We start from the raw sequence: 13,633 nt of genomic DNA, 5'->3' as shown, positions 1-13,633 counted from the left end.
AAAAAAGGTAGATTTCCTCAGAATAAACTGAGAAAATCTACCTCTATTGGTCCGAAGGGACTTTTTCAGTGCCCTCCCTTTTGACAGCCCCCTTTCCGCTAATTATAAAATTTCTAGTAGGGCTCGATATCATTATATTGGTCACTTCAGAATGTTACCACCTATACTTCAGAGAAGGTATCTCCAAAATGAATTGGTTTTCATTCTTTGAAAAAAACTATGAGAATACTGCAATTTTACGTGCGATAGATTCTGTTAAACGAGATGCTACTTTTGGAACAGCCCATTTAATAATTGGTGTTAACACCGCACCAGATAATCCGCCTGCATGGATTTCCACCGTACAAGTCATTATTGTTTTACCATTAACATCTTCTGCAGTAAAGTGACCGCTTCCTGTAAAATTATCTGATAAACCTTTTAGTTCAAACTTAATATTTGAAGGTTCATTCCATTCGGTAATATCTACCTGCGCTTGTATTGTTTTTTTAATACCTTTCACACTACCTTCAAATGTCCAAATAGATTGCTTGTCATTTATGATTTCATGTTCTTTATAGGCTGGTACTGTCGTTGCCCATTTTTCGAGATCACTGACATAATCCCAAACTGCTTGTACATCTACTGGAACTACTACAGTATGCGTTCCCGTTGCCATTATGATCCCCACCTTCACTATGTATGAATTGTAACTTTACATTTCTACAATATAATTATTACATAAAAAGCATAAACTTACATCACTAATTACATAGCTTTCCTTCTTCCAATCCTCCAATTATTTGTAGAATCAAGTTTTTCCGATCCTCCACAATCCGGCCCTTTAATGGAATAACAGGACTGACGTTTTTAAACGACTTTAATGTCACTTAACAGTATTCCTTATGGAACTATCCTACCACAAGAAAAAGGGTGCCTCAGTTGGGTTAAGCACCCATTATAAACATACATTAGATTTTTCCATAAAAATTACCAGCTATTTATTAGAAGCTATAGAACATTATAAAAGGGTATGATTTATCTACTTTAAGGAGGTTTTCTAACATGACCAAGAAAAATCAACAGCAAAAACAAATAGACACTCAACTACCTGATGCAAACTTTACTGATACTGAATTAGGACAAGAACTTGCAAATATTCATCAAGAAGTTTCTCAATTAATTCAAACCGTGTCTCAATTTCGAGATTCTCCACAAGGTGCCCAAGCAAATCAAGCTTCAAACTCATCAAAAAAACAGATGGAATCATTTAGTTCTCAAGCTCAACAACAAATGCAGAAAACAGATCAACAAAGTCAACAAGAAGAAACTCCAAAAGAAAAACACAATATAAGAGATTATGATAGAGCATGGGAAGATGACCGTCTTTAATAGAGGGCATCTTCCTTTAATTCATTGACTCAAGTCCTTCATTTCTTCTTTCACTAACTTATCCCGTTTTTGCTTAAGAAAAGGAGCTTCTGATCAGCTCTTTGTAATAAAGTAAAGCACCTGTTAGTTGAACAAAGAGCAATCACCTTATTCAGCCATAGGTCTCGTGCCATTCATTTTTAAAGTCTATTTATCAATAAAGTCTATGTTATTGTCTAGACACCATTTAATCGCAATTTGTTTATATCGTTCGTCACGATAAGAATACCATTGGTCCTCCATTTCAAAGTCAATGATTTTGTCCCTAAATCTTCTAAAAGCACCCTTCCCCTTAATTGAACTTAATAATTTATCTTGTTTTCTTTCATCACTAACAGTAAAACAAAAATCTTCTATAATCTCATATTCATTTATTTCATATTTTGTTGGGAGTTCCTTGTAATTCTCAAAGTTTTCAAATACATCATTAGCAACTTTTCTATCTTCTTGTTCCCACTCAGGTAAATGCCCGAATTCTTCTTCATCTTCAGCTGCTCTCAAGTCATCCAAAGTTACTGAAATGATTTCACCAGTTTTTACATTTAAAAATGTCCGAGACTCATCAAACTGCATTTCCAATTCTTCAATAATGGCCTGAATCTTTACTGGATTTTTCAATTATTGATCACCCTTCAATTTTTTACTAATGCACCTGTTAGCATTCCTGTAGCTCGTTAAATATCAGGTTTTAAAAAAATAGAGCCCCTCAGTAAGATACGAGTATAGAGACCAATCTAACTCAAAGCCTTAAGGAGGAAGCTACTATGAATTTTAAAATGCAAAACAAAAAAAATCAACTAATTGAGAGAATTACGGATCAACATCCAGTTGTTGACGGACATACTAGAAAAACTACACGTTATTGTGAAGGAGGAATAGCTAAAATATTGCCCAATTGTTGAATAAAGATCAAATAGCACTCTTCAACTATCCTGCCCGATAGTTGCATAAGAAAATGGAGCTGTTTCCAGCCCCATATAGAAGTAAAGCACCCATTATTTCATTAAGGATCTACACTGTGAAATAATTATTGTCTCGAAACACCTAATTCCTTCCAACTTCGACTTATTGTAAAATAAAGCTAAAAAGGTTTGAGGTATCTAATGATAAAAGGAAATTCTTATATTCTTGTTTTCTCCGTGCTTGTCTTTTTAATAATACTACTTGTTTCAACTACACCCATAATAATTAAAACTTTACTTGTTATTATAACGATTGGGTTTCTATTTCCTATTATTAGAAATATTCTGTTTAAAGATAAATTCAGAAAAATTAAAGTGGCTTTCTATTCATCATTGTCCTTTACCATTGGATTTTTTCTAATCTCTATGATTGAGGAACAATCATTTAATTTAAATGGAGAGTTATTTGGTTTTACTATTATTCTGCTTTTTTATAGTTTAATTGGAAATTTCGTTTATGGCTTACCTGTATCTCTAATTGCTGAATTTATCTCTATGAAGTTTTTCAATATTCGATTCTGGTTATCTGGATTAATTCATATTGGATTTGGGTTGGGTACATACTTTATTGAACCAGGTTTCTCTATACCTGCGATTATTTGCTCGATAATCTTTTTTGCTCTTGATGAAATCACTAAAAAAATTCGCCTTCTTCTTCAACTAACCTGCCCCGATAGTTCATTAAGCAAAAAGGCCACCTGTCACTTTAAGAGTTATTTTGCACTATAAGTAAATATAAAAAGCCCAATTTCTCAGCACTAAAATTGAGAAATTGGACTTTTACCGTTACTTCGGAAAAGCGCCCTTTAATGGAATACCTAAAATATGATCTTAGTCTTAAAATCAATTAATTCCTCTTTCACGAAAGCCCCCGATAGTTTAAGTATAATATTTAACAATCGTAGACTAGTAAGCACGAGCAAACCAAACCGTATGTTTTGCTTCTTTACCACAATGAAGGCATGTGTGCTTTGTTGTCGGTGGGTTAAATGGAATGTTTCGTGTTGTGAATTTTGTTTTTTCTTTTACATTTTCTTCACAAGCATCCTCTCCGCACCAACCAGCTAATATCCAACCAGGAATTGTTCCATTTTGTTCGGATTCTGCTAGATGTTGTTTTAACTGTTCGATTGTATCGATATGTGTGTGTGAATTCTTCGCACGGAAAGCTTTTGCTTTTTCAAATAGACGAGTTTGCATTGTTTCAAGTTCTTTTTTAATGCTTTCAACAATTGATTCTAAAGGTATGGAAACTTTCTCCTCTACATCACGTGCTTTCATTAAACCTTGATTATTTACTAAATCACGTGGACCAAGTTCAATACGTACAGGTACACCTTTTAACTCCCATTCATTAAATTTATAGCCTGGAGATTGATCAGAATCATCAAGACGAACGCGAATTCCTTCCGCTTTTAAAGCTGCAAAGATTTCATCTAATTTCTCCATAATTGCATGGTTCTTTTTCCATGGACCAACTGGAATCAAAACAACTTGAGTCGGTGCTATTTTTGGTGGTAAAACAAGACCTTGTTCATCGCCATGAACCATGATGACCGAACCAATTAAACGTGTGGACGTACCCCAAGATGTTGTATGAACATATGCGTGTTTATTTTCTTTATTTAAATATTTTATATCAAATGCTTCCGCAAATTTTGTACCTAAGTAGTGTGAGGTACCTGCTTGTACGGCTTTTCCATCTTTCATAATTGCTTCAATGGAGAATGTATCAATCGCACCGGCAAAGCGTTCTAATGGTGTCTTTTGCCCTTCATAAACTGGAATCGCAAGTAATCCTTCTACGACTTCTTTATAAATAGTTAACATTTGCATTGTTTCCTTACGCGCATCTTCTTGATCCACATGAGCAGTATGTCCTTCTTGCCATAAAAATTCAGAGGTACGGATGAATGGAAGAGTTTTCTTTTCCCAACGGAATACATTTGCCCATTGATTAATTAAAACTGGAAGATCTCGATAACTTTTAATCCATTTTGAATACAAATGTCCAATCATTGTTTCTGAAGTTGGACGCAGTGCTAAACGTTCTTCTAATTTCTCTCCTGCTGCTTCTGTTACCCAAGGAAGCTCTGGTGAGAATCCTTCAATATGATCCTTTTCCTTTTCGAAGAAGGATTCTGGAATTAACATTGGGAAGTATGCATTGCGATGACCGGTTTCTTTAAACCGTTTATCCATCTCTTCTTGAATATGTTCCCATAATTCATAGCCATCTGGCTTAAATGCAATACAACCACGAACTGGGGTGTAATCCATTAAATCAGCTTTTTGAATCGTATCAATATACCATTTTGAAAAATCGTTTGTTATTTGTGACATCGTCTTTACCTCCTGAGAAAATGAAATAACTTTACAAAATAAAAAAAGCATAAAGAGTCCTTAAAAAAGGACGTCTTTACGCTAGTAGACGTGGTACCACCTTAGTTCGACATTAATAATAAATATTAAGTCCTCTAAACGTTTGTAACGAAACGACTCGGTTAATTTTTATCTAACATCTCCGTGGTAGGGTTCAATAAGAAGGGGTGATATAGCTTTCAGCCAAGGCTATATTTTCTATTTCACAATCCTTATTTACTTGAGCACATCATTGATTACATATTTATAAATTAATATATCAATTTGCTAAAAGTAATTCAATTATTACTGTAACACAAACAAAAGCTACTACAAAAGTAACTAGGCAGATAAAAATGATAGAAGCATTTAAATATGTACTCCTTCTTATAATCATAAAAAGAAATGTTTTAATTTTTGCTTATTGAATTAACCTGCCAGTTACTTTAAGTATAAAATTTCACAATCTCCTCTAAACTTTAACCTAGAAATCCAATTTTCTTTAAAGGCGTTGCTCCATAATCTGGTCCGATTGCTGAACAAAATTAAAAAAGCATTCTTTAGCTATCTGTTATTTAGTTCATAAATAAGGTTCCATAAACAGACATTTATGCTGCTAAAACAACTTTATCAAAAAACAACATGTTGGTAATTTCATAAACGCTATTTGGTTACAAAACTCGTGATTTAGTAAACAGTTTTTATTAAATAGTTAAATAATTTTTAGAGAATAGAACTAACGCACCCGTTAGTTTAAGTATAATCATTCACAATCTCTAATAACTTCTCTAAAATTTTTAAGTTATGTACAAAAACTATACTTTGACATCGCATAAAGTATGGAGATTATTTCAAGTAAAATAAAACTGCCAAGTTGATTTTTAAACTCACTTATTTATTGAGTTCATTAGTTGGAAGAAGTATTCAAGTTTGTGAGTCTTATTTAGGTTATACCACGAATGTAATGTATCTGGTGCAAATACATCTAATTTTTTCAGTACTTCCATCGCAAATTCCAAAGGAGCTACTCCTGATGCAGTAACCAAATTTTCACCAGTTACTACAGGTTCCATCTCATAAAAATTTTCTCCTTTATAATTAGGACAGACCATTTTAATATACTCTAAGCTATTGCTTGTATGCTTTCTAGAGTCTAGATACCCCATATTAGCTAGTCCCTCAGTTGCACCACAAATAGCAGCAACATTAGTGCCAAGCTTTAAAGCCTCGCCAATTTTTTTCAAGATAGGTTGATGAATAGCTTCTCCCCAAGTATTCCCTCCAGGTAGAATTACAAGATCTTTACTATCAAAGTTACATTCATCAAGGGAAATATCTGGTTTTATACTCAGTCCCCCCATCGTAGTAATAATTTCTTTATTCGCTCCTACTGTAATTACTTTTAAAGGTGCTAAATCTTTTTTGAAATATCTTCCTGAATTTAGTTCAGCAATTAAATATCCATATTCCCAGTCTGACATTGTATTAAATACATATAGATAAACTTTTTTTATTTTCATCCACTAACACTCCAATCATAATTTTCATAGTTTATTTTTTCCACATCAAAAGCTACTCCACCAAAAAAGAACGTACGTTCCCTTTAATGTGATTATATACCACAATTATCCAATTGTCTATTTCTTATGGAACTATCCTGCCCCTTTAGTTGAAGAAGAAAAATCAAAAGCATTGTTTAACAGAGTCTTTTTAAAGAAGTAACAATCAAAAAAAGTTCGTAAAGTGTACTATTATGAACAGTGTTTATCGACTGTAAAAAGCAATCTACTCCCCTTCAAATCACTATCACTTGGGGTACTAGGGGCAGTTCTAACGCAAAATAACCCCTGCCCAACTTTTTAAGGCTGGTAACAGAGGCAATTGCAGTAAAACCATTTAGGTGTTTCGAATTATAGTATTACCCCAAACATGGTTTGCGTATCCAAAGAGATTTAGCGTGTCTTGATACCAAGTTGCTATTCAAATGGGCAGGAAATTGGGAAAATAAATGTTTATGTATTCGTTTATGTTTAAGATCCAACGCTATGTTCTACTGCATAATCCCAACTAGGAAAATAATACAATGTATTTTTCATTAACTCCGGATCTGACTTCTTTACCTCTTTCTTCCGAGGTGGCTTCCCTTCTTTTTCTACTAATTCAGAAATTTGATTCACGACTTCTTCAACACTCATATTTACTTCCATTTGTTACCTCCTTCTTGTTCTTAACTATATATTTTCCCGATTTATGAAAATTAATACAATTGTACTTTAGCTAACCTTCCCCGATAGTTGCATAAAGAAAAAGCTGCCGAAGCAACCCTGTTATTGAACTAAGCACCAGTTAGCTTAACAAGATAAATATTTTTCTTGGTCACATAAAAGACCATTTTATTGGAAAAATAATCATAAAGGAGATGTAATTATTGAAGAAGATAACTTCCATTACTCTTATAGCAGTATTAGTTACATTATTTGCTTTAAATGTACAAGGATTCGCTCAATCTAATACTGGAGAAGAACCATGGAGTAAGTACCCGGATAATTCAACAATGAAATTCAAAGATGTGGATTCAATGTATGATTCTCTTGATAAAAATCAATATGTTGAATTTGAGAATGCAAAATTGAACATTCGAGAAAAGGGTTATTTTAAAGACATTAATACGGTACTATCAAAAGCTGATATGTACGGTGGTAAATCAAGACATGGTGGAGAAGGTTATCACCCTAAAAGACAAGTTTATGTATTTGTAACAGTCTCTCAGGATGGTAAAAATGTGACAACAGCTATTTTTGATGCAGAAACTAAAAGACCCATTTCAATAAGTTCAAATTAAAAAATGATGACAACTCTTGGATTTATGGAGTTGTTTTTTTATTTTCCAATAACACTCTTTAAGCCATTTTCCTTAATGAACTATCCTGCCCCTTTAGTTATAAAAAAAGGCTGTCTAAACAACAGCCTGACTATTACACCCTATGTTAGTCTTTTTGTATATATTTATGGTCCATAAAAAATCATAAAGAGCATTAGAAATATGTTTAATACTAACAATATCTTACCAAATAGATTTTTTATAGCTAAAACAGAAAATACAATAGAAATTATGAATGAAAAAATTGCTAGTTTTGGTGGAAAATACACAACGTCTAAAATGCCTGACATAGAAAAATACAAAAGAAAAATGCTAATAAATATAAATATCATTGAAAAAATTAATGCTATCGTGATATAAATAAAAGTCCTGAGTTTTTTCAGATGTTGTTTCTCATAGCTATAATCAACCATTTTCCCCTCCGGATATTAAGTTTGTTTAATCCTTAAAAATCAACCTTTACCGAATACTATTCGCTTTCTGAACAATAAATACCTTCTTCAACTATCCTGCCCCCTTAGTTCATCAAGAAACTCAACAACATTATTTAACAGAGCTTTTAAAAAAAAAACACAAAAAGCCCCATTTTTTGGGAGGCTTTTTGTGTTTGCTGATAGGACTCCAAAATGCTATATAAGCACTCCTTTCCGTCATTCTCCCTTTAATTCAGCTAAATAGTGCCTTACGGCACTTTCAACTAGTTCATAAACCGTCCTATCATGAATGATTGCTTGTATTTTTAGTTCCTTCATAAGTTCAACATCCATATCGAATGAAGAACGTTTTCTTATAACGTTGGTTCGTTCCATGGTTGGTGCTGATTGTTCGTTCGCTTGTTTAACCTGTTCTTTACCACGTTTTATGCCAACGTTAGAACGTTGGTTGGTATTGTTAATAGGTTCTTTATTTACATTAGTTGAAACGTTCGCCTTTGCTTTTCCTGCTGTTGCAAAGTTATAAATAAGCTGCTCTTGTACCGTTTCCTCGTCACCTTCACCAACGAAATGCCAGCCTTTTTCGCTTGAATTTCTATACTCATAACCAGCTTTATTCAATGCTTTTCTTAGTAATTTTTCTGAAAGATGAACATCAGCCCTTTTTGCAATATTCACTGGTTTATCAGTTTTAATTAACTCCAAGATTTCACCGATTTTCATTTAGTAAGCTCACGGGAAAACCAATACTTCGTTTTGATATTTCGATAAGTACCAATGTCTTTGATCAGCTCGGCAATAAGATCATAACCGCAATATGTGTGCCTCAGCGTGCTAAATTCATCCAATGTGACATAATCATCACTCTTTAATTCAACGTGACACTCTCCACAACAAATCCCCATATCCAACACCTCCACAAAGTATATTGATATATTCGTCGAAACTTGGTGACCATCCTTCTTTTGTACAAAAAACAGGTCTATTGACGGTCCTTTAATGTTTATTAGTTTTTCAAAGTTATCTGGACCTAATTATAAAGAACCTTAATAAATAAAGGAGAGTACAGTTATTAACACAATGTTACAATAACACAAATTCAAAATGTAAATTTTGAGTACACTCATAGTAGATTATTAAAAATGCTATTTTAAGTGGATTTTGTGTGTAAAATTTAAGTTGTATAATAAATGAACTAGGTAAGTAGATTGAAAGGATGTCACTTTAGGCGATAATTTGCACTTATTTTGCAACTTTAAAACCCAGCTACCTTCATAAGAGAAGATTAGCTGAGTTTCTTCATTATTCCTGCTTTTCTAAATACCGATAAATCGTTGTTCGAGATACACCTCATTTTTCTGCGACGTCTTTAATCGGTGTACCATTTTCAATTAGTGATTTCATCATTTCAATATCTTTCGGTCCAAATTTTCCAGGACGTCCTCCAAGTCGACCACATGCTCTAGCTGCAGCTCGTCCGGCAGCCGAACGTTCCTCAATTAAATTACGTTCAAATTCCGCAAATGCCGCAAACAAATGAAACATCAATTGGCCTGTGGCATTACTTTTGTCCATTGTTAAATTTTCTTGTAGACTGTGAAAGCCACACCACGTTCATTTAAGCTATTCACAATTTGAATTAAATCTTGCATATTGCGTCCTAATCGATCTAATCGCCAAACAACAATCGTATCGCCTTCACGTGCATACTGAAGTGTTTCCTCTAACCAGGACGCTGTCTTTTTGCCCACTCATTTTATCGTGAAAAATTCTGGAACAGCCATATTGCGTAAGAGCGTCCATCTGTAAATCTAAATTTTGTAATCCCGTCGACACACGTGCATATCCAATTAACACTCAAATCACTCTTTCTTATTATTCCTTTATATTTTTTGTAACATAAGATAAAAATAGATAGGTTATTGAACGTAGAATAATGAACAGAGTTTTGTTACGATAAAGGCAATAAAAACGTCCTTTTCATATCGAACAGTGGTGTGTTCAGAAAAGGACGAGTTTCGGAACATATATTTCGCCTGTCAAATATTAACATGTTATTATTTTGATAATGAGCGCTTTTTAAATTTTGTTCCACAATCCGTTCCGTTTTTAAAGAAGTAAGAATTAATTACAGAAGTACTTTGCAATAAAGAAAATATTTAAAAGTTGAGGTGTTTTATTTGAAAGAACGGCAAGACATAAAGGTTACTCCTGAAGATTTCGGAAATAGTTTTTTAAACGGAGAGTTTTCCGTTATATATCATCAAACAACTGAAGAATTTAAGCAGTTAGCCACAATCAACAAATTCATAGAGTATGGGGAATCCTTCAATTATGGGGTAGAAACGTATAATTTAGAAATGAGTACCAATTTAAATAAAAATATAAAGCAGTACATATGGTTGGACAGCAAAAGAGAAAAGGTAATTAGTGTTTCTTTTGATGAAGATAACATAATACATGGGTTAAGCCTTGCCCCTTTTGTTTCCTATCCAGAAAGTGACCGTCAGTATACACAGAATACTTATATTATGCCAATAAAAGAAGAATGGTTTGTCTTTTGGGGCGGAACAAATCAGTTTATAAATTATCACTATTTATACGATGACCAAAGATATGCATATGATTTAATCATTATGAAAGATGGCCAATCATATAAGGATTCTATAAACAAGAACGAAAATTATTACGCTTTTAATAAAGAGATAGTAGCTCCAACAGATGGTAAGGTAGTAAAAGTGTTAGATGGGATTGAGGACAATGTGCCAGGTGAAATGAGCCCGAATCAACCTGAAGGGAATTGCGTTATAATTGAACACAAAAATAATGAGTATAGTATGCTCGCACATTTAAAACAAAATTCCATTCTCGTGAAAGTTGGGGAAATCGTACAAAAAGGACAAGTGATTGGTTTATGTGGGAATTCTGGAAATTCGTCCGAGGCACATCTTCATTTTCAAGTAATGAATTCACTAGATTATTTGAATGGTAAGTCCATTCGTATCCGTTTTGAAGGTGATCATGAACCCATTCAAGGGGATTTTATTAACCCCTTTAAATCTTAATGTTAACAAGGCGCTAAACTCAATAAGACCGGTTTTAACAGACTTTGTTTTTCCCAATACTAGCTAATAAAAGTATATTAGTTATTCAACAAAATAGCTTTTCCGTAGTAACGAAAATCCCAATTTCCCAACATTACATTGAGAAATTGGGATTTTTTATATTTACTTATAGTGCAAAATAACACTTAAAATAGGTGAAAAATAACTCCTTAAGTGACAAGCGTCAGGAAAATGCGGATTTACAACGCTAAGGAAATGTCACCTATTAAAAAAACCGATTTCCATCTCAAGGAATCGACTTTGTTATTCTTATTCAACTAAAGCACCCGTTAGTTTAAGTGATAATCTTCACAATCTTTTTTTACCTTAACAAAATCTAATCCCTTAATGTGTAGGGGAATATCAAAAAGACGCCTTCTTACTAAAGAAAAGCGCCCGATAATGGAATATCGTTATGCAGAAATGGTACTGCACTTATTTGTAGAATTGTCCCCTAAAACAGAATAAGCTCTCGTCATACTAATTGCTTAGCTTAGGATGAGAAATTGATGTTTATTAGATTGGGTCCAAAAATTGGATATTCTTAAACTCGGAATCCGCAGCAGCAAAATCCATTAATTTAGCTCCCTCAATAGCTAGTTCGTCTTTATCAACCTGCAACAATGATTGAAAAGGTTCGATAATGAGTGTTGAGGATTTTCTATTCTGCTCAATCCTCCAGAGCCCTTGGACATAGCCGTCAATAAGAAATGTGGCTTTAATGATACCATTCACTGTAAAGACTCGGCTGCGATATTCATCAGCTATAATCCTTGTACGATTTTTATGAGAAAGAAGGATATTGTCAAATTTAGCCAAAAAACGAACTGGTACTGGAGTATCAATATCCGGAAATTCTGCATGGGAGACATCAAACAACTCATTTCCATCCTCGTCCAAAAAAGTATTTAATTGAAGTCTTAGCCCCTCAATCACCTTACGAATTTTGGTTAGGCCTGACCAAGTCTGTATATCTGAAATCGTCGCTGGTCCGAAAGCCTTTAAGTAGCGTAGAATCAGTGATTCTATACTATAATTGGTAACAAGTGATTGACACAGCCAATTCTCAGCTGAAGCATGTATGGCCTTACCTTTGGCGCCCCAAATTCCTCGGGGAGGAATCTGGACTAATGGTACCAAGTTGCGTGCCGCCGCAGCGAGAGCAGAAGGATCTTTATCTTCCCATTTCTCTTTCAGCAGTTTTCCAAGCTCCTCTAATGTACGTGGTTGACTTTCTACAAGATCTCTACTGATTTTTGCGAGCTCATTATTATCTACATCCTTTAGTCGTTGCCCAAAATTAGCTTTCAAAGTCCGATCCAAAACGGGCTGAATTAAGGGACGAAGCTCTAAACAATCACGCTTGGTGACAAGAAAGATAGTGGAACGCATAAGTGCAATGCGTACAGCATCGCGATTCAACAATAACTGGGATAATGTTTCATGTTTGAAGTTATCTATTCTGGTCCATAAACTTACATAAGGTGAATTGGGTGTTTGAGACTGCATTCCGATTAGATGCTCAAGGACATCAGGAATAGACATGTTGGATCGTTTTATAAGAAGCTGCCGGGCTAAAAGTGTTCGGTTTAGAGCACGTGAACTCATTACTCTGTTTAGGCTTTCGTGATTATGATTTGATTTCATCACTTATCATTCATATCCTCCATAGTTAAAGATTGATTACGAGCAGGTCCAACAAAAATTTTCTTCATTTTGAATATAGAAATAGTCCGAAATCTTGCATTACAGAGGTATGACCCATTTGTCGCAACATGGTAGCTATATTCCCACGGTGATATGATCCGTGTGTGACGACGTGTAGTATTGTTTCAGAAACCGTCGTTTCCAGGAGCCCAGCATATGGATTATCAACCTCAATCACTTTTTCATAATCTTGTTGACTACTTAAATGTTCTTTGTATCGTTTAGATAATTTATAAAAACTAGCTTTCATTTCCTCAATATTTTTTGTTTCTATCTGTTCTCTCAATTGGTGTGTGTGTGCCAAGGCATCACTCATACTTTTACCAGAAATAATTTCAAGCCAGGCTAAATCTGTGAGGTATATATGAGACATTACTTTTGCCACCGAAGAAAAACCACTCTTAACTTCCTTATGGAAAATGTCTTGCGGTAGTTCTTTTAAGCGATTTAAAATAACTTCATTTGCCCATAAGTGGTAGTCATACATTTTTAATACAGAATGACCCATAATCATTTTTCCTCCCATTTTCACTTTAATGATTAGATTATGATACAGAACTGATTACAAATTTCCAAAGCTTTACATCTATACGATTTATTCTATAGTTGATTAAAAAAACCTCTATTAACTTCATAAAAAACATTCTATATCTTCCACAATCTGGCCCGTTTGTGGAATAAACGCTAATGACGATTGTTCAACTAAACTCCCTCAATAAAGAAAGCAAAACCTCTCGATATCTCCGTTTTTCTTAGATTTTCATAGTAGTTTAC

General features: G+C 34.0%; 15 protein-coding genes, 1 pseudogene and 1 other annotated feature. Of the genes and pseudogenes, 6 read left to right on the top strand and 10 right to left on the bottom strand.

All coding sequences use genetic code 11. The annotated features are described in order from the left end of the window. Positions 1 to 217 precede the first annotated feature (217 nt). Positions 218 to 658 carry an SRPBCC family protein gene (locus ACFX4X_RS23550; protein ID WP_053347531.1) on the bottom strand — a complete coding sequence of 147 codons (441 nt, stop codon included), beginning with the start codon at positions 656 to 658 and terminating at the stop codon, positions 218 to 220. Between the two features lie 386 nt (positions 659 to 1,044). Between ACFX4X_RS23550 and ACFX4X_RS23545 the strand changes: the two genes are divergently transcribed. After that, positions 1,045 to 1,371, top strand: coding sequence for a hypothetical protein (locus ACFX4X_RS23545; protein WP_284469612.1), 327 nt, complete (start codon positions 1,045 to 1,047; stop codon positions 1,369 to 1,371). Between the two features lie 186 nt (positions 1,372 to 1,557). On the opposite strand, the gene ACFX4X_RS23540 is transcribed toward ACFX4X_RS23545, so the two are convergent. Next, positions 1,558 to 2,028: a UPF0158 family protein gene (locus tag ACFX4X_RS23540; RefSeq protein WP_377386985.1), complete on the bottom strand. Its 471-nt coding sequence runs from the start codon at positions 2,026 to 2,028 to the stop codon at positions 1,558 to 1,560. Between the two features lie 146 nt (positions 2,029 to 2,174). Here ACFX4X_RS23540 and ACFX4X_RS23535 point away from each other — a divergent pair, with 146 nt between their 5' ends. Beyond that, a complete protein-coding gene (locus ACFX4X_RS23535) occupies positions 2,175 to 2,312 on the top strand; it encodes a hypothetical protein (protein ID WP_377386982.1) in 138 nt (45 codons plus the stop codon). A gap of 201 nt (positions 2,313 to 2,513) precedes the next feature. Beyond that, a complete protein-coding gene (locus ACFX4X_RS23530) occupies positions 2,514 to 3,101 on the top strand; it encodes a hypothetical protein (protein WP_377386979.1) in 588 nt (195 codons plus the stop codon). A gap of 177 nt (positions 3,102 to 3,278) precedes the next feature. On the opposite strand, the gene proS is transcribed toward ACFX4X_RS23530, so the two are convergent. The 3 genes from proS to ACFX4X_RS23515 all read right to left on the bottom strand — a co-directional run bounded on the left by proS (position 3,279) and on the right by ACFX4X_RS23515 (position 6,940). Continuing rightward, positions 3,279 to 4,715 carry a proline--tRNA ligase gene (proS, locus tag ACFX4X_RS23525; RefSeq protein ID WP_377386976.1) on the bottom strand — a complete coding sequence of 479 codons (1,437 nt, stop codon included), beginning with the start codon at positions 4,713 to 4,715 and terminating at the stop codon, positions 3,279 to 3,281. Positions 4,716 to 4,778: 63 nt separating this feature from the next. Continuing rightward, positions 4,779 to 4,996, bottom strand: a binding site (T-box leader). A 624-nt stretch (positions 4,997 to 5,620) separates the two neighbouring features. Then, on the bottom strand, positions 5,621 to 6,253 hold the full coding sequence (locus tag ACFX4X_RS23520) for a type 1 glutamine amidotransferase family protein (RefSeq protein ID WP_377386973.1): 633 nt from the start codon (positions 6,251 to 6,253) through the stop codon (positions 5,621 to 5,623). A gap of 510 nt (positions 6,254 to 6,763) precedes the next feature. Beyond that, on the bottom strand, positions 6,764 to 6,940 hold the full coding sequence (locus tag ACFX4X_RS23515) for a hypothetical protein (protein ID WP_377386970.1): 177 nt from the start codon (positions 6,938 to 6,940) through the stop codon (positions 6,764 to 6,766). Positions 6,941 to 7,161: 221 nt separating this feature from the next. On the opposite strand from ACFX4X_RS23515, the gene ACFX4X_RS23510 reads away from it, so the two are divergent. Together ACFX4X_RS23510 and ACFX4X_RS23505 are read left to right on the top strand one after the other, a co-directional pair. Further along, complete coding sequence (locus tag ACFX4X_RS23510) at positions 7,162 to 7,575, top strand: hypothetical protein (protein ID WP_289319594.1); 414 nt, start codon at positions 7,162 to 7,164, stop codon at positions 7,573 to 7,575. A gap of 201 nt (positions 7,576 to 7,776) precedes the next feature. After that, the gene (locus ACFX4X_RS23505; RefSeq protein WP_089365130.1) at positions 7,777 to 7,974 is read left to right on the top strand and encodes a hypothetical protein; all 198 of its coding nucleotides are present in this window, start codon (positions 7,777 to 7,779) and stop codon (positions 7,972 to 7,974) included. 290 nt (positions 7,975 to 8,264) lie between these two features. Here ACFX4X_RS23505 and ACFX4X_RS23500 read toward each other — a convergent pair whose 3' ends face one another. From ACFX4X_RS23500 to ACFX4X_RS23490, 3 genes and pseudogenes are all read right to left on the bottom strand, one after another. Beyond that, positions 8,265 to 8,771 carry a hypothetical protein gene (locus ACFX4X_RS23500; protein WP_377386967.1) on the bottom strand — a complete coding sequence of 169 codons (507 nt, stop codon included), beginning with the start codon at positions 8,769 to 8,771 and terminating at the stop codon, positions 8,265 to 8,267. Continuing rightward, positions 8,768 to 8,953, bottom strand: coding sequence for a hypothetical protein (locus ACFX4X_RS23495; protein ID WP_061465031.1), 186 nt, complete (start codon positions 8,951 to 8,953; stop codon positions 8,768 to 8,770). The genes ACFX4X_RS23500 and ACFX4X_RS23495 overlap by 4 nt, the downstream gene beginning before the upstream one ends. 445 nt (positions 8,954 to 9,398) lie before the next feature. Continuing rightward, positions 9,399 to 9,905 (bottom strand): annotated as a pseudogene (locus ACFX4X_RS23490) (recombinase family protein). A gap of 314 nt (positions 9,906 to 10,219) precedes the next feature. Here ACFX4X_RS23490 and ACFX4X_RS23485 point away from each other — a divergent pair. Then, the gene (locus ACFX4X_RS23485) at positions 10,220 to 11,113 is read left to right on the top strand and encodes a M23 family metallopeptidase (RefSeq protein ID WP_377386964.1); all 894 of its coding nucleotides are present in this window, start codon (positions 10,220 to 10,222) and stop codon (positions 11,111 to 11,113) included. A gap of 555 nt (positions 11,114 to 11,668) precedes the next feature. Here the strand turns inward: ACFX4X_RS23485 and ACFX4X_RS23480 are convergent. Then, positions 11,669 to 12,760 carry a winged helix DNA-binding domain-containing protein gene (locus ACFX4X_RS23480; RefSeq protein ID WP_377386961.1) on the bottom strand — a complete coding sequence of 364 codons (1,092 nt, stop codon included), beginning with the start codon at positions 12,758 to 12,760 and terminating at the stop codon, positions 11,669 to 11,671. 103 nt (positions 12,761 to 12,863) lie between these two features. Next, positions 12,864 to 13,367, bottom strand: coding sequence for a DinB family protein (locus ACFX4X_RS23475; protein WP_377386957.1), 504 nt, complete (start codon positions 13,365 to 13,367; stop codon positions 12,864 to 12,866). Between the last annotated feature and the right edge of the window lie 266 nt (positions 13,368 to 13,633).

Origin of the sequence: Peribacillus sp. YIM B13481, from assembly GCF_042787985.1 — a bacterium.
GTDB lineage: Bacteria > Bacillota > Bacilli > Bacillales > DSM-1321 > Peribacillus > Peribacillus simplex_A.
The sequence above is the reverse complement of the archived record's forward strand: the minus strand, read 5'-3'. Positions and strand labels throughout refer to the sequence as shown.

What these genes read in the sequence shown, in the direction of transcription:
- ACFX4X_RS23550 (WP_053347531.1), bottom strand. Translation starts at nt 658, where the DNA reads ATGGCAACGGGAACGCATACTGTAGTAGTTCCAGTAGATGTACAAGCA.
- ACFX4X_RS23545 (WP_284469612.1), top strand. Translation starts at nt 1,045, where the DNA reads ATGACCAAGAAAAATCAACAGCAAAAACAAATAGACACTCAACTACCT.
- ACFX4X_RS23535 (WP_377386982.1), top strand. Translation starts at nt 2,175, where the DNA reads ATGAATTTTAAAATGCAAAACAAAAAAAATCAACTAATTGAGAGAATT.
- ACFX4X_RS23530 (WP_377386979.1), top strand. Translation starts at nt 2,514, where the DNA reads ATGATAAAAGGAAATTCTTATATTCTTGTTTTCTCCGTGCTTGTCTTT.
- proS (WP_377386976.1), bottom strand. Translation starts at nt 4,715, where the DNA reads ATGTCACAAATAACAAACGATTTTTCAAAATGGTATATTGATACGATT.
- ACFX4X_RS23520 (WP_377386973.1), bottom strand. Translation starts at nt 6,253, where the DNA reads ATGAAAATAAAAAAAGTTTATCTATATGTATTTAATACAATGTCAGAC.
- ACFX4X_RS23515 (WP_377386970.1), bottom strand. Translation starts at nt 6,940, where the DNA reads ATGGAAGTAAATATGAGTGTTGAAGAAGTCGTGAATCAAATTTCTGAA.
- ACFX4X_RS23505 (WP_089365130.1), top strand. Translation starts at nt 7,777, where the DNA reads ATGTTTAATACTAACAATATCTTACCAAATAGATTTTTTATAGCTAAA.
- ACFX4X_RS23500 (WP_377386967.1), bottom strand. Translation starts at nt 8,771, where the DNA reads ATGAAAATCGGTGAAATCTTGGAGTTAATTAAAACTGATAAACCAGTG.
- ACFX4X_RS23495 (WP_061465031.1), bottom strand. Translation starts at nt 8,953, where the DNA reads ATGGGGATTTGTTGTGGAGAGTGTCACGTTGAATTAAAGAGTGATGAT.
- ACFX4X_RS23480 (WP_377386961.1), bottom strand. Translation starts at nt 12,760, where the DNA reads ATGAGTTCACGTGCTCTAAACCGAACACTTTTAGCCCGGCAGCTTCTT.
- ACFX4X_RS23475 (WP_377386957.1), bottom strand. Translation starts at nt 13,367, where the DNA reads ATGGGTCATTCTGTATTAAAAATGTATGACTACCACTTATGGGCAAAT.